Source organism: Polyangiaceae bacterium, from assembly GCA_020633235.1.
Classification (GTDB): Bacteria; Myxococcota_A; Polyangia; order Polyangiales; family Polyangiaceae; genus JACKEA01.
This window is the reverse complement of record JACKEA010000002.1, coordinates 1,297,452-1,311,513: the sequence shown is the minus strand read 5'-3', so window position 1 is coordinate 1,311,513 and position 14,062 is coordinate 1,297,452. Positions and strand designations below refer to the sequence as shown.

The window sequence follows — 14,062 nt, the reverse complement described above, 5'->3', positions numbered from 1 at the left end:
CGGAAATGGCTGTCAGGGTTTGTGCCACCTCCGGGAGTGACACCACGGCCGGAGCCCGGTGATCTTTGCTTCGAGATGCGGCACGTGGATTGCTGATGGCACGCGCATGAGACGGATCTTCCTGGTGGCGGCGGTGGTGCTGATGGCGGGCTGTGGCGGCTCGACGAACGATGGCGGCACGACGGACGCAGGCGTCGGGGGTACCGGAGGCAGCGGCGCCGGAGGCAGCGGCGGAGGGCAGGGCGCGACCGGCGGCAGCGGAGGCGCGACCGGCGGCAGCGGTGGCCAGGGAGCGACCGGGGGCCAAGCCGGCACCGGACCCGTGGCGGGCGAGTGCACCACGGATGCGGACTGCGCGCTCGGAAGCTCGTGCTGCGACTGCGTTGCCGGACCCAAGGGCAAGGTTCAGCTGCCGAGCTGCCAGATCCAAGAGTGCTTGGTGGACGAGTGCACGTCTCGGCAGATCGACCAAGCGCGCTGCATCGCGGGACAGTGCATTCTCGGCTACGACTGCGACGGGTCCAAGGTGTTCTGCAACGCGATTCCGCCCACGTGTCCCGCTGGGCAGCTGCCCCGGGTGGTGGGTGGCTGTTGGGGAGAGTGTGTGCCGATGACTCAGTGCGCGTCGGTGCCGGATTGCTTCTCGTGTCCTTCGGGGACGGCGTGCGTGGTGTACGACGCGCAGCTGTCGACTCACCACTGCGTGACGCCGGCCCAAGGCTGCGCGGCGGACTGCAGCTGTCTGGGCCAGACGCTGTGCACCGGGGGCTTCGACATCTGCGGCGAATTCGACGACGGATCCGCCATTCACTGCAGCTGCCCCGCCTGCTGACTTCTAGCGGCAGCACATGAGCGCGCGCATGTGCGCTCGAACAGCGGCTGCGACCGCGAGCGCCCGAGGACTACGCTTGTCGAGATGGAAGAGGTTCGGACGCTCATCGAGGGGCTGCCGACGCGCAAGGCGACCGTCCGCGACGAGAAGGCGCGCGGTGGACGCATCGCGGCGGTGTACCCCATCTTCTACAGCCGAGAGCTCTTGCGCGCCTTCGACGTGCTGCCCATGGAGGTGTGGGGGCCGCCGGGCACGGACACCACCTTGGGGGACGCGCACTTGCAGGCGTACACCTGCAGCATCGCCCGGGGCGGGCTCGCGTTCCTGCTCTCCGGCGGTCTCGACGACACGGATCTGGTGCTGGTGCCGCACGCCTGCGATTCGCTGCAGGGCCTCGGCAGCGTGCTCTCGGATTTCGTGGACGCGGGGCGTCCGGTGCTCACGCAGTACCTGCCCCGCGGGCCTCTCGGGCCGAGCATCGACTTCTTGGCAGCGGAGCTCGCGCGCCTCTACGAGCGGCTGGCGGAGATCACCGGCAGGCGCCCCGACGACGCGACGCTTCGCATCGCCATCGAACGCGAGGAACGCGCCGACGCTGCGCTCGCGGAGCTGCTCGCGGCGCGGCGCCGCTTCGACGTCGACGACCGCACGTTCTACCGACTGGTGCGCGCGCGCGAATACTTGCCGGCGGAAGACTTCAGCGGGCGCGTGAAGGACGCTCTCGCGGTGGCCCACGGCGAGCGCAAGGGCGTGGGCGTGGTGCTCTCGGGCATCGTGCCGGAGCCTTCGGAGATCCTCGACGCCATCAGCGGCGCGGGCGCCGTGGTGGTGGGGGACGACCTGGCCTGCTCCGGCCGCCGCAGCTATCCCGCGGGCTCGAGCCCGGATCCCTTCCGCCGCATGGCCCAGCGACTGATGGGCGCGGCGCCCGACTCCACCCGCGGCAGTGACGTCGACGAGCGCGTGCGTCACCTCACGGAGCTCGCCACTCGGAGCGGCGCCCGCGCGGTGCTGTTCCACGTGGTGAAGTTCTGCGAGCCGGAGCTGTTCTACCTGCCGCAGCTCCGCGCCGCCCTGGACCAGGCGGGCCTGCGCTCCATCGTGGTGGAGGCAGACGTCACCGAGGCGCTGCCCGCCCAAGCCGTGACGCGGGTGGAAGCCTTGCTGGAGAGCGTGCCATGAGCTTCGCGAACACCATGCGCTATCACGCGGGAGCCACCGTTGCCGGGCAGGCGGTTTTGCGCTGGCAGCGCCTGAAGCTCGAACGCCAGATGAAGAAGCCCGGCTTCTGGAAGCACGAGCACCTGGAGGCGCCGCTCGCGGTTTCGCCGCGGCTCAAGGAGCTGATCAGTCGTCACTACCTCAAGGGCCGCTACGTGAGCGGGCACCACAAGGTGGCGTGGGTCACCTCCGGTGCTCCCGTGGAGCTGTTCACCGCCCTCGGTTTCTTTCCGCTGTATCCCGAGAACCACGGCGCCGTGTGTGGCATTCGTCGCAAGGCCGAGGAGATCTCGATCGAAGCCGAGAACGCCGGCTACTCCCGGGACATCTGCTCCTACGCGCGCACGGACATCGGCGCCGTGCTCAGCGGCAAGACGCCGGTAGGGCGCTTGCCCCCGCCGGACCTGCTCGTGGCGTGCACCAACATCTGTCAGACGGTGCTGCTCTGGTACCGCGTGCTGGCCAAGCACTTCAACGTGCCCCTCGTCATCATCGACACGCCGTTCTTGTACGGCGAGGCCAACGCCCACGACGTGGCCTTCGTGGAAAAGCAGCTCGAGGCCGCGGTGGAGGTCGCCGAGCGTGTTGCCGGGCATTCGCTCTCGGAGAAGAAGCTCAAGGAGGTCACGCGCAAGAGCAAGCAGGCCACGGAGCTCTGGCGCCGGATCATCGAGATCGGCCAGTCGCGCCCGTCGCCCATCACGGCCTTCGACGAATTCATCCACATGGCGCCGATCGTGGAGATGCGCGGCGAGGACTTCACCGTGGAGTACTACGCGGCCCTGCTGGAGGAGCTCAGCAATCGCGCGCTGCGCGGCGTGGGCGCCCTCAAGCACGAGAAGAAGCGCCTGGTGTGGGACAACCTGCCGATCTGGCCGCGGGTGCGCTGGCTGGGGGAAATCCTGGCGGAACGCGGCGTGGCGATGGTCACCAGCACCTACACCAACGCCTGGGGCGAGCTCAGCGATCTGGTCGATCCGGAGCGGCCCCTCTCGAGTGCTGCGCGCGTGTACCTGTATCCGATCTTGAACCGTAGCAGCGGTCACAAGCTCAGCGTGATGAAGCGAATGGTGAAGGACTTCCAGGCGGACGGCGTGGTGCTGCACTCGGACCGCAGCTGCAAGCCGTACTCCATCGGCCAGATCGATCAGCGCGATCGCCTGGCCAAGGAGGCCGGCGTGCCGGCGCTGCTCCTGGAAGCGGACCACAACGACCCCCGCGCCTTCGGTGAGGAGCAGGCCAAGAGTCGCATCGACGCCTTCCTCGAGATGCTGGAGGTGTGAGATGGCCGAGGTCGTGGCCCTCGGTCTGGATGCGGGCTCCACCACCGTGAAGCTGGTCGGTGTGGGCGCGGACGGCTCCCTGGCTTGGAGCCGTCTGGCGCCCACCTATCCTCACTTGCGGCGCCAGACTTCCGAGATGCTCGAAGCCGCGAAGGCCGAGCTCGAGATCGGCGAGGTGCCGCTGGTGGCCACGGGCTACGGCCGCAATCTGGTGGACTCGGCCACGCGCAAGGTCACCGAGATCACCTGTCACGCGCGCGGGGTGTTCAAGCGCACGGGCCACGGCGGCACGCTGGTGGACATCGGCGGCCAAGACTCCAAGGTGATCGTGATCGGCAAGAGCGGGCAGGTGGAAAACTTCGCCATGAACGACAAGTGCGCCGCCGGTACCGGGCGCTTCTTGGAGGTCAGTGCGTCGCGCCTCGCCTTCTCCCTCGAGGACTTCAGCAAGGCCGCCTTGGATGCCAAGGGCGAGGTGTCCATCTCCAGCACCTGCACGGTGTTCGCGGAGTCCGAGATCATCGGCCTCATCGCGCAGGGCGGCGAGGTCGACGAGATCGTCCGCGGCTTGTTCCGCTCCTTGCTCCGGCGTATCAGCGCGTTGGCGCGCGGCGCCGGCATCGTTCCTCCGCTGATGCTCTCCGGCGGCGTGGCCAAGAGCGCCGCGGTGCATCGCTTGCTCTCGGAAGAGCTGGGCCAGGAGGTGGAAGTCCCTCCCGACCCGCAGCTCATGGGCGCCTACGGTGCCGCTCTGATCGCGCTCTCTGCATCTTGATGTTGGTTCGCCGCGGAACCACGCGCTCCGCGAGCTTCCGCGGCGTACCGACAAGCAATCCTCCGCAAGGAGTGCGAGGCAGAATGATCCAGGTGAGGTGTGCTGACACGCCTCAGAACAAGATCACGTCGGAGAGGTGCTCGCGGATCTTCTCCGGGCTCACGTCCGGGAGATCCTTGCTCACGGATGCGCTGACGAGCTTTCCGGTCTCGTCGGACATGGCGGTTCGCATGCGGCCGAGGAAGCGCGGCGGCGCCACCAGGACCAGCTGATCGAAGCGGTGATCGAGGCGCCCGCGCTCGAGCTCCGAGGCGACGTCACGGGCGAAATTGGCTGCGACGCGCTCCGTGGCGCTTTGCTCTCGCGTCATCCCGCGCTGGGCAGGAGCCGCGCTCTCGAACACCCGGCCGCCGCGGTCCGCATCGATTTCAGAGTTCTGAAGGCGCCCTTCGGGATGGTCGATCTCACGCACCACATTCAGCGCGCCGCCATACACCGGGCTCTCGATGATGCGCGCACCACTCTTGTGCGCGACGAGAATCCAAGTCGTCGTCATGCCCTTTGACGAAGCAACGGCCGTGCCGCCCACATGGACTCGCGCTTGCACGAACTCGGGGCATGCGTACCATTTCCGCCGTCATTGGTGGCGCCGTCGCGGCGACTGCGTTGAGCACGACGGCGGTGCTGCTCGTGCCTGCGCCCCGAGAGGAGTCGATTGGGGGCGCGTCCGCGACGAGCCCGACCCGAATCGCTCCGCTAGTGGCGCCGGAGCCGGCGGTACCGAAGCGAACCGTGTCGCGACCGTCGCCGCCGTCACCACCGCCCGAGCCACGCACCACTGCGCCAGCACCGAGCGCGGCACCGTTGCCCCCTCTGAGCGCCACCCTCGTGCCCGTCGTGGAGGCCTCGGCGCCTGCCAAGACTCCATCTGTCGAGCCGGCACCGAAGCCGGCAGCTTCAATTGTGGACCAGCGGGAAGCGCGCTTGCCCTGCGGTCCGGTGACCTGCCCGGCCGACATGTACTGCTGCAACGCAAGCTGCGGGATTTGTAGACCGCCTGGCCGTGCGTGCTCCGAGCGTGCTTGCGGCATGCCCATGTCGCTGTCCAGCGTCACGTGCGGTCCGGTGACCTGCAACACGGGGGAGGTATGTTGCGACCCCTACTGTGGCCGCTGTATCCAGCCGGGTCAGGCATGCGAGCCGAAGGAGTGCTTGAGCCCGGTGGTGATCCCCGAAAGCGAGATCTGCGGCATGACGACCTGCAACGTAGGCTTCGTCTGCTGCAACCCGAGCTGCGGCATCTGCGCCAAACCGGGCGAGGCGTGCAGCCACCAGGCTTGCTGAGCGCGCTCCCCGAGCCGGAGCCCGGGGAGCGCCGGCGCTCACACGTTCGCCTTGGCAGAGCTGATGCCTCCGAGAACGGAGGTCGGATCCCTCTCCAGGGCTAGATCGCCGAGGGACACGACACCGAGCACGCTTTGGTCCTCCATGACGGGAATGCGTCGAATGGCCTTCTTGCGCATGAGCTCGATGGCGTTGTCGACCAGGTCGTCGGGGCTCAACGTCGCGAGCTCCTTGCTGCAGACGTCGCCAGCAGCGGTGGCCACCGGGTCCAGCCCTTCCGCCACGGCTCGGACGACGATGTCCCGGTCCGTCAGCAGGCCGACGACCTCTTCGCCGTCCATGACCAACACGCAGCCGATGTTGGCGCTCTTCATCTTCTTTGCGGCGACGCTCAAGGTTTCCGTCGGCTTGACGCGTGTGGGCGTTCCGCGTGGCATGATGTCTCGGATCTTTTGCTTCATGGGGTCCTCCTCAGGCGCGCTGAACAAGCAAGCCGCACACCAACGCCGGGTATGAGTCCTGCAGGTGGGCGGGCGTGCAAGGAGGACGAATGAATCCGCTGAAGAAGCTCCGTGAACATGGCCAGAGCTACTGGCTCGACAATTTGACGCGCTCGATGCTGCAAGACGGGAGCTTGGAGCGCAGAGTGAAGCAGGAGGGCCTCCGAGGAATCACCTCCAATCCCAAGATCTTTCACGAAGCAATCCAGGGCAGCAGCGAGTACGACGACGCCATTCGAGCAGCGGCCCGCCGTGGACTCAGCCCGGAGCAAACTTACGAGGAGCTCGCCATCGATGACGTGCAGCGGGCTTGCGACGTTTTGCGGCCCGTGTTCGAGTCGTCTCGAGGCCAAGACGGGTACGTGAGCCTGGAGCTCTCGCCACACTTGGCGCGGGATGGCGAAGGGTCGACGCGGGAAGCGGTGAGGCTGCACCGCGCGGTGGGGCGAGACAACTGCCTCATCAAGATCCCAGGTACGAAGGAGGGGCTCCGCGCCATCGAAGAGAGCCTGTACCAAGGGGTGAACGTCAACATCACCCTGCTGTTCTCCGTACAGCGATACCGTGCAGTGGCGGAGGCGCACCTTCGAGCGCTCGAGCGGCGTGCCGAGGAAGGCAAGCCCGTAGACGACGTGGCTTCCGTCGCGAGCTTCTTCTTGAGCCGGATCGACGTCTTGGTGAACCGCCTGCTGTCCCAGCGACCGGGCCTGGAAGCAATCGAGGGCAAAGCGGCGGTCGCGAGTGCAAAACTGGCCTACGCCGATCTCCGCGAGCGTCTGGCGAGCGAACGGTGGCTGAGATTGGCGAAGCAAGGCGCTCGGCCGCAGCGTTTGTTGTGGGCCAGCACCAGCACCAAGACGCCCGGCGAAAGCGACGTGAAGTACGTCGAGCCGCTGATCGGACCCAACACTGTCAGCACCATGCCAGAGCGTACGATAGCGGCCTTCGCGGAGCACGGGGTCGTGCGCGAGACCGTCGAACGAGGTGTCGACGACGCTTTCCAGGTGATGAGCGAGCTCGCGCGCAGCGGCATCGTCATGGAAGAGGTCACGGCGCGCTTGGTGGACGAGGGCATCCAGAAGTTCATCGAGCCCTACGACGCTCTACTCGACCACCTTTCGGATCAGCTTCACGAGCTCGAGACGCGTGAACAGACGCACGACCTCGAGCGGATGGCTCAGAAGCTGCGAGCCGATGTCATCCGCATGACGACGCAGGCCGGCTCCGGGCACCCCACGTCCTGCATGTCGGCTGCGGAGCTGGTCGCCGCGCTGTTTTTTCGGCACATGCGCTGGGATCCCCACGAGCCTACCGCGCGAAACGTCGACCAGATGGTGCTGTCGAAGGGCCACGCCGCTCCGGTGCTGTGGGCGGCGCTTTCCGAGGCGTCTGCGATCGAAGACGACCTGAGCACGCTTCGGCAACTGGACAGCACGCTGGAAGGGCATCCGACGCCGCGTAATCCCTGGGTGCGCGTGGCCACGGGCTCGCTGGGGCAGGGACTCTCCGCCGCGAATGGGATCGCGCTGGCCAACAGGCTCGATGGTCTCGGAGGAGAGGTCTTCTGTCTGCTGGGGGACGGTGAGTGTTCGGAGGGTTCAGTCTGGGAAGCAGCGCAGTTCGCCTCACTCCACTCCCTGAGCGCGATCACGGCGATCGTGGACGACAATGCTCTGGGGCAAAGCGCTCCGACGCCGTATGGGCATCATACCGATGTCTTTCGGCGCCGGTTCGAGGCCTTCGGCTGGAACGCCATGGTCGTGGATGGGCACGACATGTCGGCAATTCTGGACGCCCTACACCGCGCGCGGCGGAGTGACACACCGACGGCCATCGTGGCACGAACGGTCAAGGGCCGAGGTGTCTCGTTTCTGGAAGGCAAGGACGGCTGGCATGGCAAGGCTCTCGACGAAGACCAGATGGCGCGCGCTCTCCGAGAGCTCGGCGACGTGAGCGTGGAGCTCCCCGTTCGAGCGCGTAGGGTCGGACCGGAGCCTTCGCCCGCGGGCGGCGACGCACGCGCGAGGATCGAGGTCTCCTACCAGCCCGGCGAGGAGGCAGCGACGCGCGACGGGTACGGAAGTGCGTTGGAGAAGCTCGGCGCTCAGTATCCCGAGCTGGTCGTTCTGGACGGCGACGTCAAGGGTTCCTGCCGGACGAAGGGATTTGCGGAACATTTCCCCGAGCGCTTCTTCGAAGGCTACATCGCCGAGCAGAACCTGGCCGGCGTGGCGCTCGGCCTCTCCTGCTGCGGGAAGATCGCGAACTTCGCGACCTTCGCTGCGTTCATGAGCCGCGCCTACGACTTCATTCGCATGGCGGGTCACAGCCGCGCCCGGCACTTGGTGTTCACCGGTAGTCATGCGGGTGTGTCCATCGGACAAGACGGCCCATCTCAGATGGGGCTGGAGGACATCGCCATGTTCCGCGCCATCGCAGGAAGCACGGTGCTGTACCCCAGCGACGCAGTGAGCGCCGAGAGACTGACTCAGGCTGCCCTCGGGGTTCCGGGAATCGTGTATCTCCGCACGACACGACCGAAGACCAAGGTTCTGTACTCCGGCGACGAGGAGTTCTCCGTTGGAGGTAGCAAGGTGCTGAGACAAAGCGACCGCGACGAGGTGACAATCGTGGCCGCTGGAATAACGGTGCACGAAGCCCTTGCGGCGCACGAGACGCTCCAGGCCCAGGGCATGAACGCCCGCGTGGTGGACGCATACAGTGTGAAGCCCATCGACGCCGAAACACTGCGATCCTGTGGGCGGAGCAGCGGCAAACTGCTGGTGGTCGAAGATCACTGGTACGAGGGCGGCCTCGGGGACGCGGTTGCCGCGGCCATCGAGATCCCGGTCGCGGTGCACCGCTTGGCGATCACCCAGGAGCCGCGTTCCGGCGCGAAGAGCGAGCTCTTGGACCGCTATGGGATCTCGCGTCGGGCCATCGTGGACATGGCGCTGTCGCTGCGGCGTTGACTCCCGGCGGACGGCCGCGGCGCCTTGTTCAGGGAGCACCGGCATGACCCGGCGCAAGCGGCGGGCCTTGTGCTCAGCCGGGCTTCTGCGCCTGGACCACGGCCTCGCGACCATCCATGAACAGATGGACCTGGGCGCTCATGCCCTCGTGCTCGAAGGCGCGAACGATTTCTTCCGGCTGCAGGAAGTGATTGCCCTGGACGTGCTCCGACAGATTCTGGAACGCGACGGGCCGGCGCCCAGGCGCGCGCAAGGCGCTCCGCTCGGCGGGCCAGGCGGGCTCCCAGATCACGGCGAACCCGCCCGGACGCAGGTGCTCCGAGAGGATCCGGAAGACGTTCTCTTTCTCGTCCCAGACGTGGTGCAGGGCGCGGTTCATCGCGATCAGGTCCACGGGTTCCTCCACGGTGAAGTGGTGGAGATCGCCGCTGTGGAAGTCGAGGCGTTCCGCCAGGCCCTCGGCTTGGGCGGCGCGGCGGGCCTGACGTATGTTCTCGTCGAAGCCGTCCAGGCCGATGCCGTGCAAATGCTCGTAGCGGCGCGCCAGATGACGCAAGTACCAGCCGTTGCCGCAGCCGAGGTCCACGGCCACGCCGTTCTTCTTGTCCACGGCGGCGAAGGCCGGAACCTGGGGCAAGATCGCGTCCAGCTGGGGGCCGAACTGCGCCTCGAGCATGGGGCCGAACCACGGAAGGATGGTTTCGCGCTCGCCGAGCACGCTTTCTCCAGGCCGTTCGCCACTCTTCATCAGCCCCGCGGCGCGCTCGGACATGTGCGCCCCGAGCACCGCTTGCACGGCGAAGGGCATCAGGGTGCCCTCGGTGCTCGGCAAGAAGGCGCGCCCGAGATCCGACAGCGCGAACACGCCGGGCGTCACCTCGTCGAGCAGCTCGAAGGCGTAGGCGGCGTCACACCAGCGAACGACATAGCCCGGGTCTTGCTGCGCCACCTTGGCGATATCCTGGGCACTCGCGCGATCCAGGCGCTCCAGCCCATCGAGGAGGCCTCCGACGATGCCGACGTAGGCCACGTTCAACGTGAGGGCACCTTGGGCCTGGACCAGCACCCGTTTCCTGAGCTCCGGATCGATCATGGGCGGGAGATAGCTCGACCCGCGGGCGAGCGCCATGCCGGTGTAGGATCCCGCCGTGACCTTGGTCGACGAAGTACGCGCGATCTTGGGCGACGGCACGTTGCCCAGCTTCCGGCTGGCGGGGGAGGACTTGATCGTACTGTCCCCGGATCGTCTGCGGCCTGCGGCGGAGGCCTACGAGCGGGAGCTCGCGGAGAGCATTCCCGTGTCCCTGCGTGGGGCGGTCGTTCGAGAGCAAGGCACAATCCTGAAACAGGCGCACGAGTTGGTCCGCCGCTACAACAGCGGCATCCACGAGCGTATCCAAGGCTACGTGGAGCTCGCGCGGCGTGTGGAGCTCGAGTACCCATGGCCCGTCGTTGCCATCTTGGGCATCTTGGAGGTGAAGCGAACCCTGTCCCGCGTCCATCTGTTCGGCTGGCTCGGCTTGAGCGCGGAGCGCCTGGGATATCGCGAGCTGACTCGCGCCGCGGAGCGCATGGACGACGTGTTGCGTCGCACGAACCGCGGCATCTTCGCCGATAGCGTGCCGACGGTGCTGTACGCGCTCCGCTGCCACGCGCTGTTGCAGGAGGGACGCCGCGAGCTGTGCACGGCGCTGCTGGCCGGGCCCGTGCCGGTATGGATGGACTCGGAATCACGCGCGCTGGCGTCGCTGCTGGTGGAAGGCTTGGCCATCGAAAACGAGGAACGTCGCTTCGCGGCTCTCGCCGCGCTCACGGTGCGCCACTTCGCTCGGGAGCAGGCGATCTTCTCCCACCACATGGGCGTGCGCCCCGGCGTGGCTCCGCGGAAGCCGCGCCCGTCCTTACTCGGCCGGCTGTTCGAGACGCGCTCGGTGCTGGCTCCGAAGATCGAGGGCGGTGCGCTGAAGCTGGCGCCCTTTCCGCTGCCGCCAGGCTTCGACCTGCGCGACCACGACGCGCGGGTGCGTGTGCTCGGCGACGCCTTCGTGCGCTCCGTGACGGGGAACCGCGCCGACTATCGCGCTGCGGCGGCGGGCGTGCTCGCGCGCTTTGGCTGAGGATCCCGCCGGATTTCGCGGCGTTTCCGCGGCCTGACCGCCATCATTTGAAAATGAAAGTCATTATCAAATGATGGTGGCATGACCCTCGTGAAAGCCCTACCGAACCTCCTCGCCGTGCTGCTCGTGCACTCCGTCGTTTGGGCGGAGCCCGTCCCGTACGGGTCCACGCACTGGGTGGGTGGGGAAGAAGACGTCGACGCCGAGCTGCTGCTTTCGGACCGGGGCGTCGGCCTGGGCGAACCTGTGGCGGAAGAGCGCCGTGCGCCGGACGCTCCGGATCTGACGACGGTGGAGCACACACTGGCGTTCGTGGCTGGCGCGTTCGAACGGGTCGGCGCGTTCGATGTCGGCGCGGAGCTACGAGAGGACAGCGATTTTGTCGAGGGGCGGCTGGTGTCCTCGAGCTGTGCGGCGGGGCCCTTCGTCACCTGGCATATCGGACGTTGGAGACTAGGCGCTCTGCTCATGCTCCCGCTCCACGACCTCCATCCCCAAGACCCGCCCCGCGAGCTTCCGTTCTCGACGGACGAGCCGGTGCGGCCGCTGCGACTACTGCTCGCCGCCGAGTTCTGAGCATGGTCCATGCATTCTCTGTCGACCGGAGGTACCAAGATGATCGACGAGAAGGCAGTATTTGCCGTGCTGGCAGGCCTGACCCTGACAGGGTGCCCCGAGGCGAGGCGCGATGGCACCGACGGTGCGCCACACGCCTCACCGTCTGTCTCGGCGGTGCCGGTGACGGCAACCCGCGAAGGAAACGCCAAGAAGGACGGGGGCAAAGGCAGCTGCGGGCCGGGAGCCTGTGGCTAACGTGATTGCGACGTCCCCCCCTCCGCATTAGGCATCGTGCCGAGGAGGTGAACGATGCGCGCCATCTGGATCACGCGGCACGGCGGACCCAACGTACTCGAGGTGAAGGAAACACCGGACCCCGTTCCGGCGGCGGGTGAAGCGCTGGTGCGGGTGGAGGCCGTGGGCTTGAACTTCGCCGAGGTGATGGCGCGGCAGGGGCTGTATCCGGACGCGCCCAAGCCTCCCTGTGTGGTGGGCTATGAAGGCGCGGGGGTGATTGAGAAGCTCGGCGCGGGCGTCAGTGGCGTGACCGAGGGACAGCGCGTGCTGTACCTCACGCGCTTCAACGGCCACCAGAGCAAGGTGGCGGTGTCTGCCTCGCAGGTGTTTCCGATCCCGGACGAGATGAGCTTCGAAGAAGCTGCGGCCATCCCGGTGAACTACCTCACCGCGTACCACATGCTGTTTCGCATCGCGCGGGTGCGGAAGGGCGAGCACGTCCTGGTGCACATGGCGGCGGGCGGCGTGGGCACGGCCGCGCTGCAGCTGTGCCGCACGGTGGAGGGCCTCGTGACCTACGGCACGGCGTCGGCGGGCAAGCACGACTACGCCCGAGAGCAGGGCTGTGATCACCCCATCGACTATCGAAATCTCGACTACGTCACCGAGATCCGCCGTCTCACCGAGGGGCGCGGCGTGGATCTGGTGCTCGATGCATTGGGGGGCGCGGACTGGAAGAAGGGCTATTCCCTGCTCAAGCCCGCCGGCATGCTGATCGCTTTCGGCCTCGCCAACGCCAACAGCGGCAGCGGCAAGCGCAACCTGTTCCGTGTGGTCGGCCAGATGGCGCAGATCCCCTGGTACTCCCCGATGAAGCTCATGAACGACAACCGTGCGGTGGCCGGCGTGAACATGGGGCACCTGTTCAGCGAGCTCGATATGCTCACGGAAGAAATGAAGGACCTGGTGGAGCTCTACCGCCAGGGAAAGATCCGGCCCCACGTGGGCAAGGTGTTTCCGTTCTCGGAAGCGGCAGCGGCGCACCAGGAGCTGGAGCAGGGCAAGAACGTCGGCAAGGTGGTGCTCACCCCCTGACTACGCGGCGCCGTCGTCGCTCCTCCACGTCCCAGCTCGCGAGCTCGCAGCGGATCGCGCCGTTGAAGAGGGCGATCCGCTCGGCGTGCCGCGGCACCGGTAGCCGCGCCTCGGCCGGAAGCAGCAACGAGACGCGGTGCCCGGGCGTCAGTCCGAACATGGCGTCGAAGATCTCACGCCACAAGAGCGCGTCCGTCTCCACGCGCTCGCCGTAGGGCGGATTGCTCACGATGGAACCCGGCGGCGTGGTGCTTCGTACGTCCTCCACTCGAGCCTGCGTGACGCGCAGCCGGGCCCGTGCCCTTCGAGCGTTGTCTCGCGTCTGCTGCACGGCCTTGGCGTCCACGTCGGAGGCCACGATCTCCGGCCCTTCGGACAGCTCTTCCGCTCGCGCGTGCTCGCGACTCTCGGCACACAGCGCGCGCCGCTCGGCGTCGTGATCGGCCCAGCGCTCGAAACCGAAGCGGTCTCGGGAGAGCCCTGGCGCGAGGCTACGGGCCCAGCCGTCGGCCTCGATGGCGAGGGTCCCGGAGCCGCACATCGGATCCGTGAACGGCGCCTTTCGGTTCCAGCCGCTGAGGCGCACGATGGCCGCCGCCAGCGTCTCTTTCAGCGGCGCCGGGGCTCCGGGAGCGCGCCAGCCTCGGCGGTGCAGCGGCTCCGCGACCAGATCCAGATACACGGTGGCGCGGTCCTTCGCGACGCGCACGAAGACCGCGACGTCCGGGTCGCGCTTGTCGACCGAGGGCCGGCTTCCGAAGCGCTCCCGGAGTTGATCCACGATGGCGTCTTTGGTGCGCTGGGCGATGAACATCGTGTGGCCCAGGGCGCTGTCCTTCGTGATGCTGGAGACGGCGAGGGTGCGCTCTGGGGAGAGCACGCTGGAAAAATCGAAGCTCCGCGTGCCTTCGTACAGGGCGTCGCCATCGGCGCAGTCGAACTCCGCGACGGGCATCAAGATGCGCACGGCGATGCGGCTCCACAGGCAGGCGCGGATCGCCTGCTCCCAGCCGCCCTCGAAGCGCACGCCGCCGCGGTCCGCGCGGACGCGGAACATGCGAAGCTCGTAGAGCTCGGCCTTCAGGGCCAGCTCGGTGCCGGCAGCGCATGTGGCGAAGAAGCGCAAAC

General features: G+C 67.4%; 13 protein-coding genes. 9 read left to right on the top strand and 4 right to left on the bottom strand.

The window, feature by feature from the left end:
• The first annotated feature begins 106 nt into the window (after positions 1 to 106).
• The 4 genes from H6717_16355 (at position 107) to H6717_16340 (ending at position 4,111) form a co-directional block, all read left to right on the top strand.
• Entirely contained in the window at positions 107 to 832 is a 726-nt protein-coding gene (locus tag H6717_16355; GenBank protein ID MCB9578600.1) for a hypothetical protein, read from the top strand.
• An 84-nt stretch (positions 833 to 916) separates the two neighbouring features.
• Positions 917 to 2,014, top strand: coding sequence for a 2-hydroxyacyl-CoA dehydratase (locus tag H6717_16350; GenBank protein ID MCB9578599.1), 1,098 nt, complete (start codon positions 917 to 919; stop codon positions 2,012 to 2,014).
• The gene (locus tag H6717_16345; GenBank protein ID MCB9578598.1) at positions 2,011 to 3,336 is read left to right on the top strand and encodes a 2-hydroxyacyl-CoA dehydratase; all 1,326 of its coding nucleotides are present in this window, start codon (positions 2,011 to 2,013) and stop codon (positions 3,334 to 3,336) included. Before H6717_16350 ends, H6717_16345 begins: the two co-directional genes overlap by 4 nt.
• Before the next feature lies 1 nt (position 3,337).
• Positions 3,338 to 4,111 carry a 2-hydroxyglutaryl-CoA dehydratase gene (locus tag H6717_16340; protein MCB9578597.1) on the top strand — a complete coding sequence of 258 codons (774 nt, stop codon included), beginning with the start codon at positions 3,338 to 3,340 and terminating at the stop codon, positions 4,109 to 4,111.
• A 112-nt stretch (positions 4,112 to 4,223) separates the two neighbouring features.
• Here the strand turns inward: H6717_16340 and H6717_16335 are convergent, their stop codons facing one another.
• On the bottom strand, positions 4,224 to 4,667 hold the full coding sequence (locus H6717_16335) for a host attachment protein (protein ID MCB9578596.1): 444 nt from the start codon (positions 4,665 to 4,667) through the stop codon (positions 4,224 to 4,226).
• A 539-nt stretch (positions 4,668 to 5,206) separates the two neighbouring features.
• Here H6717_16335 and H6717_16330 point away from each other — a divergent pair.
• Positions 5,207 to 5,455 (top strand): hypothetical protein, encoded by a 249-nt coding sequence (locus tag H6717_16330; protein ID MCB9578595.1) that lies wholly within the window; start codon positions 5,207 to 5,209, stop codon positions 5,453 to 5,455.
• A 38-nt stretch (positions 5,456 to 5,493) separates the two neighbouring features.
• Here the strand turns inward: H6717_16330 and H6717_16325 are convergent, their stop codons facing one another.
• On the bottom strand, positions 5,494 to 5,916 hold the full coding sequence (locus H6717_16325) for a CBS domain-containing protein (protein MCB9578594.1): 423 nt from the start codon (positions 5,914 to 5,916) through the stop codon (positions 5,494 to 5,496).
• Between the two features lie 89 nt (positions 5,917 to 6,005).
• On the opposite strand from H6717_16325, the gene H6717_16320 reads away from it, so the two are divergent.
• Positions 6,006 to 8,927 (top strand): transketolase, encoded by a 2,922-nt coding sequence (locus H6717_16320; GenBank protein MCB9578593.1) that lies wholly within the window; start codon positions 6,006 to 6,008, stop codon positions 8,925 to 8,927.
• A 73-nt stretch (positions 8,928 to 9,000) separates the two neighbouring features.
• Here H6717_16320 and H6717_16315 read toward each other — a convergent pair whose 3' ends face one another.
• Positions 9,001 to 10,020 (bottom strand): class I SAM-dependent methyltransferase, encoded by a 1,020-nt coding sequence (locus tag H6717_16315; protein ID MCB9578592.1) that lies wholly within the window; start codon positions 10,018 to 10,020, stop codon positions 9,001 to 9,003.
• Positions 10,021 to 10,075: 55 nt separating this feature from the next.
• On the opposite strand from H6717_16315, the gene H6717_16310 reads away from it, so the two are divergent.
• The 3 genes from H6717_16310 (at position 10,076) to H6717_16300 (ending at position 12,934) form a co-directional block, all read left to right on the top strand.
• Complete coding sequence (locus tag H6717_16310; GenBank protein MCB9578591.1) at positions 10,076 to 11,044, top strand: hypothetical protein; 969 nt, start codon at positions 10,076 to 10,078, stop codon at positions 11,042 to 11,044.
• Positions 11,045 to 11,125: 81 nt separating this feature from the next.
• Positions 11,126 to 11,620: a hypothetical protein gene (locus tag H6717_16305; protein ID MCB9578590.1), complete on the top strand. Its 495-nt coding sequence runs from the start codon at positions 11,126 to 11,128 to the stop codon at positions 11,618 to 11,620.
• A gap of 291 nt (positions 11,621 to 11,911) precedes the next feature.
• On the top strand, positions 11,912 to 12,934 hold the full coding sequence (locus tag H6717_16300) for a zinc-binding dehydrogenase (protein MCB9578589.1): 1,023 nt from the start codon (positions 11,912 to 11,914) through the stop codon (positions 12,932 to 12,934).
• Here the strand turns inward: H6717_16300 and H6717_16295 are convergent.
• A complete protein-coding gene (locus tag H6717_16295) occupies positions 12,924 to 14,060 on the bottom strand; it encodes a methyltransferase (GenBank protein ID MCB9578588.1) in 1,137 nt (378 codons plus the stop codon). The two genes, H6717_16300 and H6717_16295, sit on opposite strands and share 11 nt — an antisense overlap.
• Positions 14,061 to 14,062: the final 2 nt, after the last annotated feature.

Bases quoted from the DNA above. Each gene is read 5' to 3' on its own strand.
- H6717_16325 (MCB9578594.1), bottom strand. From the start codon at position 5,916: ATGAAGCAAAAGATCCGAGACATCATGCCACGCGGAACGCCCACACGC.
- H6717_16345 (MCB9578598.1), top strand. From the start codon at position 2,011: ATGAGCTTCGCGAACACCATGCGCTATCACGCGGGAGCCACCGTTGCC.
- H6717_16340 (MCB9578597.1), top strand. From the start codon at position 3,338: ATGGCCGAGGTCGTGGCCCTCGGTCTGGATGCGGGCTCCACCACCGTG.
- H6717_16300 (MCB9578589.1), top strand. From the start codon at position 11,912: ATGCGCGCCATCTGGATCACGCGGCACGGCGGACCCAACGTACTCGAG.
- H6717_16305 (MCB9578590.1), top strand. From the start codon at position 11,126: ATGACCCTCGTGAAAGCCCTACCGAACCTCCTCGCCGTGCTGCTCGTG.
- H6717_16355 (MCB9578600.1), top strand. From the start codon at position 107: ATGAGACGGATCTTCCTGGTGGCGGCGGTGGTGCTGATGGCGGGCTGT.
- H6717_16350 (MCB9578599.1), top strand. From the start codon at position 917: ATGGAAGAGGTTCGGACGCTCATCGAGGGGCTGCCGACGCGCAAGGCG.
- H6717_16315 (MCB9578592.1), bottom strand. From the start codon at position 10,020: ATGATCGATCCGGAGCTCAGGAAACGGGTGCTGGTCCAGGCCCAAGGT.
- H6717_16320 (MCB9578593.1), top strand. From the start codon at position 6,006: ATGAATCCGCTGAAGAAGCTCCGTGAACATGGCCAGAGCTACTGGCTC.
- H6717_16335 (MCB9578596.1), bottom strand. From the start codon at position 4,667: ATGACGACGACTTGGATTCTCGTCGCGCACAAGAGTGGTGCGCGCATC.
- H6717_16330 (MCB9578595.1), top strand. From the start codon at position 5,207: ATGTCGCTGTCCAGCGTCACGTGCGGTCCGGTGACCTGCAACACGGGG.